20 protein-coding genes are annotated in these 18597 nt (G+C 28.9%); 18 read left to right on the forward strand and 2 right to left on the reverse strand.

Going from position 1 to position 18597, the window contains the following annotated elements:
- The 14 genes from hisG to RSF37_RS10240 all read left to right on the forward strand — a co-directional run.
- On the forward strand, nt 1–281 hold a 281-nt coding region (hisG, locus tag RSF37_RS10175), incomplete at its 5' end, for an ATP phosphoribosyltransferase (RefSeq protein ID WP_332564303.1).
- Between the two features lie 32 nt (nt 282–313).
- The gene (gene hisD, locus RSF37_RS10180) at nt 314–1603 is read left to right on the forward strand and encodes a histidinol dehydrogenase (protein ID WP_332564304.1); all 1290 of its coding nucleotides are present in this window, start codon (nt 314–316) and stop codon (nt 1601–1603) included.
- Nucleotides 1600–2661, forward strand: coding sequence for a pyridoxal phosphate-dependent aminotransferase (locus RSF37_RS10185; protein ID WP_332564305.1), 1062 nt, complete (start codon nt 1600–1602; stop codon nt 2659–2661). Before hisD ends, RSF37_RS10185 begins: the two co-directional genes overlap by 4 nt.
- Nucleotides 2630–3208, forward strand: a complete 579-nt coding sequence (hisB, locus tag RSF37_RS10190; protein WP_332564306.1) for an imidazoleglycerol-phosphate dehydratase HisB — start codon at nt 2630–2632, stop codon at nt 3206–3208. Before RSF37_RS10185 ends, hisB begins: the two co-directional genes overlap by 32 nt.
- 31 nt (nt 3209–3239) lie before the next feature.
- Nucleotides 3240–3899: an imidazole glycerol phosphate synthase subunit HisH gene (gene hisH, locus RSF37_RS10195; RefSeq protein WP_332564307.1), complete on the forward strand. Its 660-nt coding sequence runs from the start codon at nt 3240–3242 to the stop codon at nt 3897–3899.
- Nucleotides 3877–4593 carry a 1-(5-phosphoribosyl)-5-[(5-phosphoribosylamino)methylideneamino]imidazole-4-carboxamide isomerase gene (gene hisA / locus RSF37_RS10200; RefSeq protein WP_332564308.1) on the forward strand — a complete coding sequence of 239 codons (717 nt, stop codon included), beginning with the start codon at nt 3877–3879 and terminating at the stop codon, nt 4591–4593. Before hisH ends, hisA begins: the two co-directional genes overlap by 23 nt.
- A gap of 12 nt (nt 4594–4605) precedes the next feature.
- Nucleotides 4606–5367: an imidazole glycerol phosphate synthase subunit HisF gene (gene hisF, locus RSF37_RS10205; RefSeq protein WP_332564309.1), complete on the forward strand. Its 762-nt coding sequence runs from the start codon at nt 4606–4608 to the stop codon at nt 5365–5367.
- Between the two features lie 7 nt (nt 5368–5374).
- Nucleotides 5375–5719: a phosphoribosyl-AMP cyclohydrolase gene (gene hisI / locus RSF37_RS10210; RefSeq protein ID WP_332564310.1), complete on the forward strand. Its 345-nt coding sequence runs from the start codon at nt 5375–5377 to the stop codon at nt 5717–5719.
- 17 nt (nt 5720–5736) lie between these two features.
- A complete protein-coding gene (gene hisE, locus RSF37_RS10215) occupies nt 5737–6066 on the forward strand; it encodes a phosphoribosyl-ATP diphosphatase (protein WP_332564311.1) in 330 nt (109 codons plus the stop codon).
- A 69-nt stretch (nt 6067–6135) separates the two neighbouring features.
- Nucleotides 6136–6270 (forward strand): clostri-philic family protein, encoded by a 135-nt coding sequence (locus RSF37_RS10220; protein ID WP_332564312.1) that lies wholly within the window; start codon nt 6136–6138, stop codon nt 6268–6270.
- A 137-nt stretch (nt 6271–6407) separates the two neighbouring features.
- On the forward strand, nt 6408–7175 hold the full coding sequence (locus RSF37_RS10225; RefSeq protein ID WP_332564313.1) for an EFR1 family ferrodoxin: 768 nt from the start codon (nt 6408–6410) through the stop codon (nt 7173–7175).
- An 86-nt stretch (nt 7176–7261) separates the two neighbouring features.
- A complete protein-coding gene (locus RSF37_RS10230) occupies nt 7262–7834 on the forward strand; it encodes a DJ-1/PfpI family protein (protein ID WP_332564314.1) in 573 nt (190 codons plus the stop codon).
- A 75-nt stretch (nt 7835–7909) separates the two neighbouring features.
- Nucleotides 7910–8350: a GNAT family N-acetyltransferase gene (locus RSF37_RS10235; protein WP_332564315.1), complete on the forward strand. Its 441-nt coding sequence runs from the start codon at nt 7910–7912 to the stop codon at nt 8348–8350.
- A 13-nt stretch (nt 8351–8363) separates the two neighbouring features.
- Nucleotides 8364–8918, forward strand: a complete 555-nt coding sequence (locus tag RSF37_RS10240) for an NUDIX hydrolase (RefSeq protein WP_332564316.1) — start codon at nt 8364–8366, stop codon at nt 8916–8918.
- A 23-nt stretch (nt 8919–8941) separates the two neighbouring features.
- Here the strand turns inward: RSF37_RS10240 and RSF37_RS10245 are convergent, their stop codons facing one another.
- Complete coding sequence (locus RSF37_RS10245) at nt 8942–9757, reverse strand: hypothetical protein (protein ID WP_332564317.1); 816 nt, start codon at nt 9755–9757, stop codon at nt 8942–8944.
- A gap of 159 nt (nt 9758–9916) precedes the next feature.
- Between RSF37_RS10245 and recQ the strand changes: the two genes are divergently transcribed.
- Nucleotides 9917–12079: a DNA helicase RecQ gene (gene recQ / locus RSF37_RS10250; protein ID WP_332564318.1), complete on the forward strand. Its 2163-nt coding sequence runs from the start codon at nt 9917–9919 to the stop codon at nt 12077–12079.
- Nucleotides 12080–12125: 46 nt separating this feature from the next.
- Here the strand turns inward: recQ and aspD are convergent, their stop codons facing one another.
- Nucleotides 12126–13754: an aspartate 4-decarboxylase gene (aspD, locus tag RSF37_RS10255; RefSeq protein WP_332564319.1), complete on the reverse strand. Its 1629-nt coding sequence runs from the start codon at nt 13752–13754 to the stop codon at nt 12126–12128.
- A gap of 248 nt (nt 13755–14002) precedes the next feature.
- Here aspD and RSF37_RS10260 point away from each other — a divergent pair, with 248 nt between their 5' ends.
- The 3 genes from RSF37_RS10260 (at nt 14003) to tyrP (ending at nt 18470) form a co-directional block, all read left to right on the forward strand.
- Complete coding sequence (locus RSF37_RS10260; RefSeq protein WP_332564320.1) at nt 14003–14542, forward strand: TetR/AcrR family transcriptional regulator; 540 nt, start codon at nt 14003–14005, stop codon at nt 14540–14542.
- 84 nt (nt 14543–14626) lie between these two features.
- The gene (locus RSF37_RS10265) at nt 14627–16360 is read left to right on the forward strand and encodes an MFS transporter (RefSeq protein WP_332564321.1); all 1734 of its coding nucleotides are present in this window, start codon (nt 14627–14629) and stop codon (nt 16358–16360) included.
- Nucleotides 16361–17054: 694 nt separating this feature from the next.
- A complete protein-coding gene (tyrP, locus tag RSF37_RS10270; RefSeq protein WP_332564322.1) occupies nt 17055–18470 on the forward strand; it encodes a tyrosine-tyramine antiporter in 1416 nt (471 codons plus the stop codon).
- The last annotated feature ends 127 nt before the right edge of the window (nt 18471–18597 follow it).

An 18597-nucleotide genomic window follows, 5' to 3' on the forward strand; every position in this document is an offset into this window, starting at 1 on the left:
CAAAGTATCCAAAGGTATGTAAAGATTACTTTAAAAAGCTTGGAATGGATGTAGAAATAATTAAGATAGAAGGATCAGTTGAGCTTGCACCAATACTTGGATTATGTGATGGGATAGTTGATATTATGGAAACGGGAACAACTTTAAAGGAAAATGGACTTGTAGTACTAGATGAAATATGTGATATAAGTGCAAGAGTTATAGTAAATAAAGCTAGTTTTAAACTTAAAAAAAATGAAATTGAAAATTTATTAAATAAGATAAAACGGGGTTTGGTATAAGGGATATGAATCTATGAAGGGGGCGAATTTTAATGATTGACTTAATAGACTTAAAAGAGTTTAGTAAAAAATATATTTTAATGGAACTAAAAAAAAGGGGCGAAGGGAAAAGCGAGAAGAATTTAAAAGTAGTAAAAGAAATATTACAAGAAGTAAAAGAATTTAAGGATAAAGCATTACGTGAATTAACAATGAAATATGACCATGTTTTAATAAATGACTTTAAAGTAAGTGATTATGAAGTCAAAGAAGCATTCAATAGTGTAGATGATAAATTTCTTAAGGATATAAATGAAGCTAAGGAAAATATATTTGAATATCACAGTTTACAAAAAGAAAAGGGATATATTTTAAATAGAGAAAATGGAGTATATATGGGGCAACGAGTAATTCCTTTAGATAGAGTATGTGTATATGTGCCTGGTGGAACAGCAAGTTATCCATCAACTGTATTAATGAATGTTATTCCTGCAATAGTAGCTGGGGTTAAAGAAGTTGTAATGATTACTCCGCCAGGAATAGACGGCAAGATAAGTCCATATATTGCAGTTGCAGCTAAGCTTTGTGGAGTATCTGAAATTTATAAAATAGGTGGAGCTCAAGGAATTGCAGCAGTTACTTATGGTACTGAAAGTATTAAAGCTGTTGATAAAATTGTTGGACCTGGGAATATATTTGTTGCACTTGCAAAGAAAGAAGTTTTTGGAGAAGTGGATATTGATATGATTGCAGGACCTAGTGAAATATTAATAATAGCAGATGAAAAAGGAAATGAAAAGTTTATTGCAGCAGACTTAATGTCTCAAGCTGAACATGACAAGTTAGCATCTTCAATTCTTCTTACAACATCTAAACAATTAGCATGTAAAGTTAAAAAAGAAATAGAAATTCAAATCAAACAATTAAGTAGAGAAAAAATAATAACAGAATCGCTTAAAAATTATGGAAAGATAATTATATGCGAATCAATTGATGAATGCTTTGAAATATCAAATTATTTAGCGCCAGAACATTTAGAAATAATGCTAATGGATGCAATGACTTATTTAGGAAAAGTGAAAAATGCAGGGTCTGTATTTTTAGGAGAGTACTCACCAGAGCCAGTTGGAGATTATTTTGGTGGAACTAATCACGTATTACCAACTAGTGGGACTGCTAAGTTTTTTGGACCACTATCAGTTCAAAGTTTTGTTAAGAAGTCATCTTTTTTATGTTATTCAAAAGAAGCATTATTTGAAGATGGAGAAAAAATAATAAATATTGCAAATAAAGAAGGATTAACTGCCCATGCAAATTCTATTAAAGTGAGGACTTTAATATGAAAGATGAAAAGATATACGAAAGTATGAATAGTAAAAAGAAAATAAGATTAAATGGTAATGAAAGCTTTAAAAATATAGATAAATATAAGGTTTGTGAAATTATCGAAGAAATATCAAAAGAAAATTTTAATAGATATCCAGATAGTGAAAATATAACTTTAAGAAAAGCTTATAGTAAATATTGTAACGTTAATTATAAAAATATAATTGCTGGTAATGGTTCAGATGAAATGATATCACTTGTTATATCTTCTAACATCAATAAAGGTGATAAAGTACTTACACTTAACCCAGATTTTTCTATGTACGATTATTATGTATCTTTAAATGAAGGTGAACTTATAAAGTTAAATTCACGAAATGATGGAAGTTATAGTATTAATGATTTTATAGACATTGGTAAAAGAGAAGAAGTTAAATTAATAATATTTTCCAATCCAAATAATCCAACAGGATTTTCATTATGTAATGATGATATAAAGAAAATATTAGATAATTTTAAAAACACCTTAGTTTTAGTTGATGAGGCGTACTTTGAATATAATAGTTCAACAATAATCGATGAAGTTAAAAATTATAATAATTTATTAGTTACAAGAACTTTATCAAAGGCATTTAGTGGAGCAGCTATACGAGTTGGATTTCTTATTGGTAGTGAGGAGCTTATTAATAAACTTAATAGGCTTAAAGTTCCATATAACGTAAATAGCATTTCTCAAATTATAGGTGCAAAAATTATAGATGATGTAGATAGTATGAGAATAAGTGTAGATGAAACAGTAACTGAGCGAGAGCGAATGATAAAATTACTTAAAGGGTTAGAGGAAGAGTGGTCAGGATATATTGAATTTTATAGAAGTAATGCAAATTATATATTTGGAAGAAGTATGTATAAAGAGATGTTTTTAAAACATTTAGATGAAAATGATATTGAAATAAGAAACTTTAAAGATGACAGCTTTAGAATAACAATTGGAAGTGCTAAAGAGAATAATTTAGTTTTAAAAGTTATAAAGGAGTTTTGCAATGAGAGAAGCTGTTATAAAGAGAGAGACTAAGGAGACTGATATAAACTTAAAGTTAAATATAGATGGAAGTGGAAAGTGTAATATTAATACTGGTATAGGTTTTTTTGATCATATGTTAAACTTATTTGCTTTCCACGGCAGGTTAGACTTGGATATACAGTGTGATGGCGATAAATGGGTTTGTGATCATCATACTGTTGAAGATGTATCAATTGTACTTGGAAAAGCTTTCAAGGAAGCTTTAGGTGATATGAGAGGAATAGAGAGGTATGGAAGTTTCTATATTCCTATGGATGAATCACTAGCATTTGTTTCAATTGATATAAGTGGGAGACCGTATTTAGTTTTTGATGGAGAGTTTAATAGAGAAAAGATAGGAGATTTTTCAACAGAGATGACTGAAGAATTTTTTAGAGGTTTCGCATTTAATGGAATGATGACAGTTCACGGAAAAGTAATGTATGGAAAAAATGATCATCATAAAATTGAAGGGTTATTTAAAGCACTTGGTAGGGCGATTAGATCTGCTAAAACTGTGAGTGGTACTGAGTTGCCATCAACTAAAGGCGTGCTTTAGTTGATATATTTAATTAAAGGGGGAGAAATAAATGATAGGGATAATAGACTATGGTATGGGGAACTTAAAAAGTATATGTAATGCACTAGATAAATTAAATGAAAAATATTTAATTAGTTCTTATAAATATGATTTAAGAAAATGTGATGGACTAATACTTCCAGGAGTAGGCTCTTTTAAGGAAGCTATGTTCAACTTAAGAAAAGATGGATTATATTCAGTTGTAAAAGAAACTGGAAGAGTTGGTACGCCATTACTTGGAATATGTCTTGGAATGCAATTGTTGTTTGAAATGGGATATGAGGGTGATGAAACAAAAGGGATAGGACTTCTTAAAGGTAAAGTTATAAAGATGAATGAGAAAAATCTTAGAGTTCCGAATATAGGGTGGAATTCATTAACTATAAATAAAGAGGATGATTTCATTGGAGATTTAAAGGATGAAAGTTACATGTATTACGTACACTCTTATTATGCAAAAGACTATGATAAAGAAGATTTAGTAGCTTATTCAGATTATTATGGACTTAATGTTCCTGGGATAGTTAGAAAAGATAACATTATAGGAGCTCAATTTCATCCTGAAAAGAGCGGTGAAGAAGGACTTAAATTGCTTAGAAAATTTTGTGATATTTGTAATGATAGAGCTCTAAATGAAGGAGATACTTATGATTATAATACCGGCAATTGATATTATAGATGGAAAGCCAGTTAGGCTATATAAAGGAGACTATACAAAAAAAGAAGTAGTTGGAGAAAGTGTTTTAGATATAGCAAAGAGTTTCGATAAAGATGGGGCTAAATTAATTCATATAGTTGATTTAGATGGGGCTAAAAATGGTGAGTTAATTAATTTAGATATTATTTTAGAAGTTGTTAAAAACGTTTCTGCAATGGTAGAAGTTGGCGGAGGAATAAGATCTTTTGAAAAGATTAAAAAATTAATAGATGGTGGAGTTTCTAGGGTAATACTTGGAACTTTAGCAGTTGAAAATGAACAGTTTTTAAAAGAGGCAGTTATAAGATACGGAGATAAAATAGCAGTTTCAATAGATTGTAAAGATGGATATGTTTATGGAAGAGGATGGCTTAGTAATAGCTCAATTAATTATATGGATTTTGCTAAAAAGTTAGAAAAAATTGGGGTTAAGAATATTATAGTTACAGATATAAGTAAAGATGGAACTTTAGAAGGTCCAAATTTAGAGATGCTTAAGGAACTTAAGACTTTAGTTAATATTGATATCACAGCTTCAGGAGGAGTCTGTGATATTAATAATATTAAAGATTTAAATGGGCTTAGTTTATATGGAGCTATTACTGGAAAAGGAATATATGCTAAAACATTATATTTAAAGGAAGCAATATATGAGTGTCAGAAATAAGGGGGATTATTTATGCACACAAAAAGAATAATACCATGTTTAGATGTTAAAAATGGTGAGGTTGTAAAAGGGGTGAATTTTATTGGACTTAAAAGTGTTGGAGATCCTGTAGAACTTGCAAAATATTATAATGACCAAGGAGCAGATGAACTTGTATTTCTTGATATAACTGCATCAAGTGAGGATAGGGAAATAATAAAGAGTGTAGTTTCAAATACTGCAAAGAAAATTTTTATTCCACTAACAGTTGGAGGTGGAATTAGAAATTTAGAGGATATAAAAGCAATTTTAAGATGTGGTGCTGATAAAGTAAGTTTAAACTCAGCAGCTGTTAAAAATAAGTATTTAATAAAAGAAGGGGCAGAATTCTTTGGAAGTCAATGTATAGTTGTTGCAATAGATGCTAAGATGCGAAAAGATTTAAGTGGATGGAATGTTTATATTAATGGTGGAAGAGAAGACACTGGAATAGATTTAATAGATTGGGTTAATGAAGTTACAAACCTTGGTGCTGGTGAAATATTATTAACGTCTATGGATGCAGATGGTACTAAAGAAGGCTTTGACATAAATATGATAAAGGCTGCTAGAGATGTTACTAATATCCCTATAATAGCTTCAGGTGGATGTGGAAAGTTAGAAGATTTTAGTGAAGTACTAGAAGATGATATATCAGATGCAGCACTTGCAGCATCATTATTTCATTATGGAGAGGTAACAATTAGCGAAGTTAAGGAGTATCTTAACGCGCAAGGTATAGCAGTTAGAAAGTAGATTGGGGATGATAATTATTTTTCGGGAAATAAGTATTGATAATATAGATTTTAATAAGTGTAACGGACTAGTTCCTTGTATAGTTCAAGACTATAAAACTATGGAAATTTTAATGCTTGCTTATATGAATAAGGAAAGTTTGAAAAAGACGTTAAATACTAAAACTACTTGGTTCTATAGTAGAAGTAGAGAAGAACTTTGGAATAAGGGCAAAACTTCTGGAAACTTTCAATACGTTAAAAATATTAAAGCAGATTGTGATAGTGATTCTATATTAGTATTTGTAGAACAAGTAGGAGTTGCATGTCATACTGGTGAGAGAAGTTGTTTCTTTAAAAATATTATTTTGTAAAATTAGGGAGGGGTATTTTGAAGGATATAATTAAAGAACTTTATGATGTTGTACAAGGTAGAAAAAAAGATGGGGATGAAGGTTCTTATACAACATATTTATTTAATAGCGGAAAAGATAAAATTTTAAAAAAAGTAGGTGAGGAATGTACTGAAGTTGTTATAGCAAGCATGAAAGTGGACAATAAAGAAGAACAGGTAAATGAAATATGTGATTTAACATATCATATTTTAGTATTACTAAATGAGTTAAATATTCCATTAGAAGAAGTTTATTATGAATTAGAAAAGAGAAGAAGTAAAATTAATAACTTCAAAGGTGAGAGAAAGAATATAGAAAATATATAGATTTTATTTATATATGAATGATTTAATTTAATAAGGAGAAAGATAATATTTGAAAGGAGTGTGGTCTAAATGCCTAAAAAAGATAACCTAGGAAATCCTATGCAAAAAGGTGAAAGAAGACAAAGACTTCATCAAAATCAAGATAATGTAGGTAATGCAAAAAATGAACCTAAATATAAGAGCTTTGATGGAAAGGAATTATAAAAAACACTAGGATCAAATTATTAGCTAAACCTTAAGGAAGAAGAAACTCTAAATATAAGTAGAGTTTCTTCTTTTATTTATAACGTAATAAAGATAAAATTAATTATAGAAATAATAATAAAAGGCAGGGAGAAAATATGATTAAAATATATTATTTTACATCTACAGGTAATTGTTTATATGCTGGTAAGAAGTTTAAAGAATCAATTGATAATGTGGAACTAATAAATATATCAAATGAATTAGACAAAGAAGAAATAAAATGTAATAGCGATATAGTCGGTTTTATATTTCCGCTACACTGTTTTGGACTTCCAATTGTAGCTTGTGAGTTTTTAAAAAAATTAAAATTAGAAGGGAATCCATATGTCTTTTTCTTACAAGTAACAGGTGGAGGAAGTTCTAATAATAGTTTTATTCAAGTTAAAGATAGCTTGAATTCCTTAGGTTTAAAACTTAATAATTATGAGGAGATAAAATATATTTCAAACTACACTAGAGCAGGATTAGAGCCAACTAAAGAGAGAGCAATCAAAGCAATAGAAAAAGAAGAATCTAAATTAAATGAATTTATAAACAGTGTTAAAAAGCAAGAGAATAAAGAGTTTAAGAAGAGAAAACAAATAATAAATAATTCAATGTATACTGTTTGGAAAGACAGATATAAAAAGAAAGATAAAAATTTTAATGTAAATGAAGATTGCATAGGATGCAATAAATGTAGGTATATATGTCCTGTAAACAATATTGATATAATCGAAAAAAAACCAGTATGGAAAGGTAATTGTACTGACTGTATGGCATGTATAAACATATGTCCTAAAGTAGCAATAAATATAGGTTCAAAAACAATTAAAAAAAATAGATATAGAAATCCATATATAGAAATAAATGAATTAATTTAAGAAATAAAAAGTTCATTTATGATATAATTAACCTAAATATGGTAAAGTGTTTTATGGTATGACACTTATTGAGGGGGACGTTCATTTTGAAAAAAATAGCATTATTCATTTTTAATGATATGGCAGATTATCAAACTACTTTTGTATCACATTTAATAAGTTCATCAGACAATTATGAGCTTGTAACTGTAGCATATGAAAGAGATACAATAAAGGGAAGCTCAGGGATTACATATGTTCCTGATATGCAATTAAAAGATGTTGAATATGAAGAGTTTAATGGAATAATTATTCCAGGGGGATGGAATGGGGAATTTAAGAATGAACTTAAAAGTTTAATTTTATACTTTAAGGATAATAATAAATTAATAGCTGGTATATGCGGTGCTGGAACAGTATACTTAGCAAAAGCTGGAGCTTTAGATAATGTAACATATACGACACCAGTTAAAAAGTGGACAGATAAGCATAAAGAAATTTTTGGAGATAAAGACCCATTTAATAGAGAAAATTATGTAAAAGCACATATAGCAAGAGATCTTAATGTAATAACTTCAAAAGGTAACGCATTTATTGATTTTGGAATTGAGGTATGTGATTTCTTAAATTTATTTGAAAGTAATGAAGAAAAAGAAATTTTCAGGAAAATGTTTAAATAAAGATAACTTTAAGGCTTACATAGATCTACAATAGGATTATGTAAGTCTTATTACAATTTCAGGAGGTAGGAAAAGATGAGATTTGAGGAACTTACACTAGACAACTTAAATATAATTATACCTTTTTATGTTGAGGCTTTTAATGCTCCACCTTGGAATGATAAATGGACAGAAGAGACAGTAAAAAAAAGATTAACTCAGATGATTAACTGTGAAGGGTTTTATGGTCTTATATGTTTTCACGAAGAAAAAGAAGTTGGGATGATACTTGGAAATGATGAGCACTACTATGATGGACTTCACTTCAATATTAAAGAGTTTTGTGTAGACAGAAACATTAAAGGAAAAGGTATAGGTAAAAAGCTTTTAAAGGAATTTACAAGCAGATTAAAGGAAAAGGGAGTGGATATAATTTATTTATTTACTTCAAGAACTGATGAGACAGAAGGATTTTATAAAAGCCAAGGTTATAAAACTTTAGAACATATGGCGATGATGGAAATGGAATTAACATAAAGAGGAGAAGGTTATGGACTGGATAAAAGAAATTGAGGAATATATACCTGTTAATGAGCAGGAACAAAAAGATAAAGAAAACTTTTTAATGTGCATAGAAAATTTTGATGATGTATTAACAAGAAAAAATGTTGTATGTCACATAACAAGCTCTGCTTTTGTACTTAATAAAAATAGAGATAAAACTTTAATGATACACCATAATATATATAATTCATGGGCTTGGACTGGTGGTCATGCTGATGGAGAAGAAAATTTCTTAGATGTTGCAATTAGAGAGTTAAAAGAAGAGACAGGAATTAAAAATGTGAAACCAATAATTACTGATATTGCTATGCTTGATGTAATACCAGTTAAAGGGCATATTAAAAAAGGTGAATTTGTATCACCACACCTTCACTTATCTTTAGCTTATTTAATAGAAGGTGATGAGAAAGATAGTCTCACTATTAAAGAAGATGAAAATAGTGGAGTTAAATGGATACCTATTAATGAATTAGAAGAGTATGTTAAAAATGAGCCTTATATGTATTTAGTTTATAAAAAAGGCTTAGATAGATTAAAATAAAAAAAGTGGCTAAGCCACTTTTTTTATTTTATAATTTTCAAATCTGTTGTACTTGTTTTTTCGAATTTATTACCAAGGCTATCTTCAAAAGTTACTTTAGACTCTAACAAATCATCTCTAGCTGATGAGTTATTTAAATCGAATGATAAAGTATCCATAAATTTATAAACATTATTAGGACTAGATCCATTAGAATCACCTTTACTTAAATCATCTAATGATAGTTCCTTAAGAATTTCTCCGTTATAGGAAAGAGTATATTTAAGAGATTTAATTTTATATTTATCAGAGTGATCATCTTTATTTAAATATATTGAATAATTAATATTCCCTGTAGATACACCAGAAGTAAAACTGAATCGTTGACCTAAGTCAACATTAAATTTACTTAATAAATAATTATTATATGAAATATTATTGTCCATGTTAATAGTGTAAGTTTTATCATTAATTTTTACATCAATATAACAGTTATACGTCTTATCCTTACTTGGAAGGACAGCTACATATGTTTCGTAATCAGATAATTCCATTTCTTTTTTTGAATATTTAGAGTTATCACTGTTATGTTCTTTATAAAATAAAGTTACATTGTCAGGCTTGTACATAGAGTCTAAGCTTAAAGATAATACTGAGTTATTTTTATCATTAATAGTAATAAAATAATCAGATATAAATGGGCTGGTATTATAATAATTCCCGTTGTTATTATTAGCCAAAATGTGATATTGATCATTTAAATGATTGTATTCAGATGATTTATTAAAATATAAAATTGCAAATATGCATATAAGTGCACCCATTATACAATGGATTATAATATGGGTTTTTTCTTTCATAAGAGCCCACCTTTCAATTAAACGTTTACTAAATTATAACATAAAAAGTATATTTATGGAATTTTATAAGTTGAGTTTAATTATAAATTTCTATTTTGGCTATTATCGAGTTTATTGGTTATAATTGAAGAAGAGATTAAATAAATGGGAGTGAAATTTTTGAAGAAAGCTTTAGAAGTATTAAAAAATTACTTTGGATATAATGAATTTAGAAAAGGTCAGGAAGATATAATAAATGAGATTGTAAGTGGTAATGATGTTACATGCATTATGCCAACTGGTGGAGGTAAGTCGATTTGTTATCAAGTTCCAGCATTGCTAATGGATGGTGTAACAGTTGTAATATCACCACTTATTTCGCTTATGAAAGACCAAGTTGATGGAATGAATAGTATGGGAATAAATTCTTCTTATATTAATTCATCACTTTCAGCTTTAGAAATAAATGATATTTTATTTAAAGTTAAAAATGGGGATATTAAAATAATTTATGTAGCACCAGAAAGACTTGAGTCAATGGATTTCTTAAATACTATATCTAATATAAAAGTATCTCAAGTTGCTGTTGATGAAGCACATTGTGTTTCACAGTGGGGACATGATTTTAGAAGTAGTTATAAACATATAAGTAGATTTATAAACTTATTGAAAGAGAGACCAGTTATATCAGCTTTTACAGCTACAGCAACAACAGAAGTAAGAGAAGATATAATAAAACTTTTAGCACTTAAAAATCCTAAAGTATTTATAGCAGGATTTGATAGAGAAAATCTAAAAATAATTATAGAAAAAGGTGTAAATAAGAAAAACTACGTATTAAATTATATAAATGAAAATAGAGATTTGTCAGGAATTATATACTCAGCAACTAGAAAGGAAGTAGATTCTCTTTATGAACTTTTAGAAGGAAGAGGCGTTAGTGTAACAAAATACCATGCAGGTCTATCAGATGAAGAGAGAAAGAAAAATCAAGAAGACTTTGTATATGATAGAAAAAGTATTATTATTGCCACAAATGCGTTTGGAATGGGTATAGATAAACCTAATATTAGATACGTAATACATTATAATATGCCAAAGAATATTGAAGGTTATTACCAAGAAATAGGTAGAGCGGGTAGAGACGGAGAAAACTCAGAATGTATATTATTATTTTCGCCAGGAGATGTTCAAAAGCAAAAGTATATAATTGATGTAGGAACAATTAATCCAGAAAGAAAAGCAAATGAGTTAGATAAACTTCAAACTATGACTGATTTAGTATATTACACAGGCTGTTATAGAAAATATATATTAAATTACTTTGGTGAAGATCGTAAAGAAGACTGTGGCAATTGTAGTAGTTGTGAATTTGATGGAGATGTTATAGATAAATCCGTTGATGCACAGAAAGTTATTTCTTGTGTTTATAGAATGAAGAGACCTTATGGAATCGGAATGATTGTTGATGTTTTAAGAGGTTCTAAAAATAAAAAGCTAGTTGACTTTAATTTAGATAAGTTAACAACTTACGGAATAATGAAAGATTATTCGAAAGACGACCTTAAAGAATTTATAAATACGTTAATTGCTAATGGATATTTAAATTATAATGGAGAATTTCCAGTAGTTACTCCTAATGAAAAATCAAGAAATATACTTATGGGAGAAGAGCAAGTTCTATTTAAAGAAGAAAGAAAAGTTCAGAAGATTATTGAAGACAATGATCTATTTATTATACTTAAAACTTTAAGAAGAGAAATCGCAGAAACAGAAGGGGTTCCACCTTATATAGTATTTGGTGATAATACTTTAAAAGAGATGAGTGTTAGAATGCCAAGAACAGAAGAACAAATGTTAGATATAAGTGGTGTTGGGCAGAAGAAGATAGATAAGTACGGAAAAGATTTCATAGATAAAATAGAAGAGTATGTTACTAATAATTCATTAGAAGTTAGTTTTGTTGTTACTAGTAATAAAAAGAAAAGCACAACTAGTAAAAGTGAAAGTAGAAAAAGTGATAAAAAGAAATCTTATGAAGTTACTTTAGAGGAACTAAGAAGTGGTAAAAGTTTTGTTCAAGTAGCAAGTGAGAGAGCGCTTGGTATAGGAACAGTTATGAACCATGTATATCAGTATTTAAATGATGGAAATGATATAGATTTTAAAATGAATTTTGAATCATTATTCTCTAAAGAAGATGAAGAAGAAGTTTTAAAAGTAATTAAAAAGGTTGGATATAATAAGTTGAAACCTATAAAAGAAGAAGTTAGAGCGGATATTAGCTATGACACAATTAAATATATTATTTTAAAATTCACTTTAAATAATGTAGCAAGTTAAAAAGTAATGGCTACCAAAATATTAGTTTTGGTAGCCATTTATTATATTATTTTTCTGATTCCTTCCATTCGTTAATAAGAGCAAGCATAAGATTACGTAATACTTTACCTATTCTTGAATATTCATAATCATCTAAGTTAGCAAGTGAAATTCTAATAGACCATTCTGAATCATTAAATCCGCTTCCAGATAAAAGGATTATAGAATAATCTTTAGCAAGTCTATAAAGTATATATACTAATGTATAATTTTTTTGTAAGTAAGTTGTAAAACTTTCACCAAATGTTTGGTTAGCCCAATTTAACAAATTAAATTCAGTATAATAGTATGCACTATAAGGGTTATCATCAAGTTCCATACCAAGTCCTTCGAATAGTAATTTTTTACGGCGACGGCATATATCCATTGTAAGACTCTTATAAGTATTATCTTTATCAAGTAATGCAAAAGCACAGAAAAATGCCATTTGAACTTGTTGTGGTGTTGATAAACCAGCAGTGTGATTTAATGCAACTTGTCTACTATCTGCAACTATTCTATCTATAAAAGGAATACTATCTGTATCAGTACAAAGATCTTTGTAACGAGATCTTATCATAGATTTCTTATCTTCAGGTAGTTCTTTAATTAAATCATCTAATACATTATTTTTTTGAAGAGCTACTGTACCAAGACGGTATCCAGTAACACCAAAATATTTAGAGAATGAATAAACACCAATCGTATTATAAGGTAAATCAGTCATCAATGAACGGAAGTTAGGAACGAAAGTACCGTAAACATCATCTGATATTATTATTAAATTAGAGTTATATTCTTTAATAACAGAAATTAAGTTAGCTCTACTTTCATCATCTAATGCAACTGATGATGGATTACCTGGATTTACAATAAATAGAGCTTTTATTGATTTATCCTTAAGTTTTTCGAGTTCTGATTTTGGGTATTGCCATGTTTCTTCACCGTTAGTCGTAAATTCACTAGCTTTTATTTCAACTATATCTAAACTATATCTTGGTATGTTAGGTATTTCTAAATATGGCGTAAATACAGGAGTCATTATTGCAATTTTATCACCTTTTACTAATAGTTCATTAGCTTTCAATGAATCAAATATATAGCACATAGCAGCAGTTGCACCTTCAACTGCAAAAATATCAAAATTACCGTGTTTTGGATCGTTAGAACACATTTCCTTTAATAAGTAGTTGTGTACGATTTGTTCTATATATGAAAGCATCCTATCAGGATAAGGATAATTATCACCAATAATTCCATCTGTAAGTTCATAAACAAAGTCATCTGGGTCGAATCCATTTTCATAAATTCCGTATTCTATTATATTTACTAAAAGGTCGATACCTGGGGCATCTTCATTTAATTTGGCAAACTCTTTAAATCTATTATAAATACCACTTTTATGAGGCATACCAGCAAGGTCTCCATCACACCATGTTTTTTGAGTTTCTAAAACTGCAAACTGTCCAAAAGTAAAATACGCTTGGCGAGGTGTTGAACAAGTCCAATTTGGATTTCCACGACCAGCATCAAGCAAAGGTCTTCTTCCAGTTTCCATTTCTTTTCTAGCTACGTTTATTAGTTCGTTTTTAAACTCAAAAGGGCTAATCTTGCCATAGACCTTTTCAATATTTTTGAAATTAGTATCATTTTCCATGTATAAGCCTCCTAAAATTATAGAGAATATTTAATCACAAAGAAACTATACACCAATTTAAAATAGATAAAAGAAATAAAACGTAATAAAATTGTTAAATTTCTATGATGTAAAATACAAAAAAAGTAACAAAAGGGAATAATGATAAGTATATATAGATTATTAACAAAATACTTACAGAAATAACATTGAAAAGAACTATAAATAAAACTATAATTTGAACATGGTTCATAATGAGGTGATTAAAAGTGCCAAAGATATTAGAAAATCCAAGAGAAAAAATATTAATAGAAGCAAAAGTTATTCTTAAAGAAAATGGTTACGAAGCCTTAAGTATGAGGAAACTTGCAAAGAATTGTGATATAGGAATTGGAACTGTGTATAATTACTTTAAAAATAAGTATTCAATTGCAACTGAAATAGTTCGTTTAGATTGGAGCACTGCAATTAATGATTTGGATAAGATTAAAATTCTAGAAATACCATTCGAAGATAAGATGAGAAGGATATACGATGAACTAAATAATTATTTAGCTAATCATATAGATATATTTTTAGATTTATATAAGGAAGAAAAAACTAAGCCAGATCACTGTAGTGAAGATATATTAGGACCGTTATATTCAGTAGTAGATGAGATGATAGATTATCATAGAGAAAGAGGAGAGCTTAATATTAATTTAGAAACTAGTAAATTTAGTAAATTTATAATAACTAATATGGTTACTATAGTAAAAAGTAACGCTTTTTCTTTTGAAGATTTAATGGTTGTCTTAACTCATAAATAACATAAATTTTATATCTTAATAACTATAAGATTTATGTTATTTTATGAACTTATATGAACAATGTTCACAAAAGGAGGAATTAAAATGGAAAATGAGAATGGGTATGCCAAAAAGACCCAAACCGCATTAATGATCATGTTTTTATTAGGTATATTTATTGGAGGTATGGATTCAGGAATTGTATCTCCAGCTAGAACAGTTATAGCAGATGCATTAGGTGTTAGTGCAGATTCATCGATTTGGATGATTACAATATATACATTAGCATACGCTGTTGTAATGCCTATATCTGGAAAACTTGCAGACAGATACGGAAAGAAGAAGTTATTCGTATTTTCAATTGCAGTATTTGGATTAGGTTCAGCACTATGTGGTATTTCTGATTATATTGGAGGATATAACTTCTTAATTGCATCAAGAATTATACAAGCTATCGGTGGCGGTGGTATTATGCCAATTGCTACAGCATTTATTGGAGAAAGTTTCCCTAAAGCAAAAAGAGGTGCTGCCCTTGGTATCGTTGGAGCAACTTATGGTATAGCTACAACCCTTGGACCAACAATTGGTTCAGGTATTATAAATATATTCGGTGGTGACAACTGGGGATTATTATTCTTTATAAATGTTCCTATATGTGTAGTAGTTGTTATAATGGCACTTAGAATAAAGATAATAGAAAAAGAATTGGTAGAAAAGAAACTAGATATAATAGGAAGTATTATTGTATCAATAATGATTTTATCAATAATGTATGCAGTTACAAATCTTAACTTCCATCATTTTGGAGAATCATTTAAATCAACAGATGTATATCCATTTTTAATAATATTTGTTGTATTAATACCTGTATTTATTTATCGTGAAAATAGAGCAGAAGATCCAATAATAAACTTAAATTATTTTAGAGATAGAGATATACGTATAACTTTAATAATGAGTTTAGTTGTTGGTTGTGGAATGATGAGTGTTGTATTTATACCTCAATATGGTGAAAATGTATTAAGATTAAGCCAAGGTTCAGGTGGATACTTAATTACTGTAATGGCAATATGTTCAGGTATTGCAGCGCCAATAGGTGGAAAATTCATTGATAAATACTCAGCAAAAGTTGTATTACTTGCAGGTTTTGGAGCAACAATGATTGGTACACTTACATTAGCACTATTTGTATCAAAGACAAATAATGCAGTAGGATTATTCTTTGCACTTGGAATAATGGGAGTTGGTATGGGATTAACAATGGGTACCCCTCTTAATTATTTAATGCAAAGCTATGTAAAGAAAGAAGAAGCAAGTTCAGCACAAGCAACATTATCACTTGTAAAAAGTGTTGGTATTGCAGTATCTCCTAATATATTAGTTAATTTCATTGCAGAAGCTGGGGATAAAATGCCAACAAAGTTAATGGAAGTTATGCCTAAAATTCCAGGTATGGGATCAGGTGCAGCTCATTCAATAGGAGCAAGTGATGTTCCAAAACATATACTAGATTCATTCCAAAATGCAGATGTAACTAGTATAACTGGAGTAATGAAAGATTTCTCAACATTTATGTTTGATAAGGCAAAACCTGGTATTGAACAAGGACTAGCCGGACATTTGCCACCTCATACTACAGTTGAAACAATGTTTAATAGTATGAGAACTGATTATTTACATCAAGTGGATGGTGCTAGAGTTGCAATAGAAAATACTTTCCAATCAACAATGAACAGTGGATTTGCAAACTTATTTATCGCATCAGCTGTAATTGCGGCTATTGGATTCGTATGTGCACTATTTTTAACAAATAAGAAAAAAGAAGAAGTAACAAAATAAGAAATATAATAATGAATTTAAAAAAGGACTATTTGAAATAGAGTATATAAACTCTACTTTAAATAGTCCTTTCTTGAATTTTAAAGAATTAATTGACCATATATAATTGCAAAAAGTACTAAAAATGCAAAAAGTCCAAGAATCCCTAAACTGAATTTAATTGCATCTGATTTTGTATTCATAAAACCACTCCCTTTATATATAATATTCTACAAATAATGTTTTATATCCTTCAAATTTGAAAAAAATACATAATATTCTTTGGATAAATATTCATGTAAAAGGAACAAAATACAAAAACACTGTAGCTGTACATAAAAAAAGTAGTTAATAAAAAGGTAAAATATAAAAACGAATACATGCCGTAAACAGTATAAGATATGAACATTTATTAAAATTAATGATTTTTAAATTGCTCCGAGTGGATTAAAATGCAGATTTAATTGCAAAAAGTGTTAACGAAATGGAAACAGAGTATAGTAAATGTGAATATTGTTAACAAACTGTGTTTGGGGGCGAATATGGTCGTTTGACAAAAAATTAAAAGAGAATAATATATAGTATGTGCTGTGTGTGGAATGAATTCACATTTCATATGCAGATAATTTTCAGAATCATTAATAGTTATAACTTATATTGTAATTAGTAATGATTTTGATCGAAAATTAAATATTTTTAGAGAGGATGTAGTTTCATGAGCAGTGTTAAAAAACTTACATTATTCCAACTTATCGGAATCACTATGGCATTTTTCGGTACAGTTAGAAGTGTTCCAACATTAGCAATCAATGGATGGGCACAAATTTTTTATCTTGTAGGAGCAGTTATTGTATTCGCTATTCCAATTTCATTAATAGCAGCAGAACTTGCTACAGGATGGCCAGAAGAAGGAGGCCCTCACGTTTGGGTTAAGGCAGCACTAGGAGAAAAATGGGGATTCGTAACTTCATGGCTTCTATGGGTTCAAATGTTCTTCGGAATGGTAATGGTAGCTTCAACAGTTGGAGTTCTACTAGGATATGTTGTAGGAAACGAAGCATTATCAAAAAATAACGTATTTATATTTATCGTAATACTTATTTCTTATTGGGGAGTTACATTATTAAATCTTAAATTCGATATGGTTAAGATTGTTGGTAACTGGGGAGCAGTAATCGGAGTTTATATTCCATTTATCGCTTTAGTAGTTCTAGGTGTAGCTTACTTATGTAAAAACGGTATACAAGCTGATAGCTATTTAGGAACATTTAGCGCAAGCAAAATAATACCAGACTTCCACGATTTCGGAAGCTTAACTTATTTCTCAGGAATTATATTTATATTTGCAGGGGTTGAAATATCATCAGTTCACGCTAACAATATCGAAAACCCTAAGAAGAATTATCCAATAGCTGTTATAAGCTCAGTTATTCTTCTAGTAATATTCAACTTAATCGCAGGATTAACAGTTGCAAACGCAGTACCAATGGGAAAAATGGAGTTAGCTAATATAACTCAACCATTCGTAATATACTGTCAAGGACTTGGAATACCAGCAGTATTCTCAAACATCATATCAGCAATGATAGCAATTGGTGTATTAGTTCAATTAAGTGCTTGGGTACTTGGACCATCAAAAGCAATGATCAAAGTTGCAGACGAAGGAAATTTACCACCAGTTTTCCAAAAGAGAACAGCAAATGGAGTTCCAATAACTTTCGTTTTAATACAAGCTATAGTTATTTCATTAATATCAATCACTTACTTAATAACATCAGATGTTAACAGTGCATTCTTTATGATAACTGTAACAACAACTATACTTTACTGTATCGTTTATATATTAATTGCGGTATCAGCTATAGTATTAAGATACAAAGCACCTAAGGTTGAAAGACCATTTAGATTAGGATCATCAGGAAATGGATTAATGTGGGTTATATCAATGCTTGCTTTATTCGGAGTAATCATTACTGTAATAGTAAGTTTAATACCACCATCAATCTTACCTAAGAACCAACATACAGGATACATTGCATTCCAAATTATTGGAACAATTGTAAGTATCATAATTCCATTAATAATATTCAAGTTCAAGAAACCTGAATGGAGAAAAAAAGAAAGTAAATAATTTTAAGCATAATTATTTATAAAAAACATTATTAAAAAGCATTATATAAAAATTTATATAAAGAAAAAAGCATTATAATATGAGTATTTAAAATGACTAAGCATTTCATTTTAAATGTGCATATAGA

It is taken from the genome of Clostridium sp., from assembly GCF_036643715.1.
Classification (GTDB): Bacteria; Bacillota; Clostridia; order Clostridiales; family Clostridiaceae; genus Clostridium.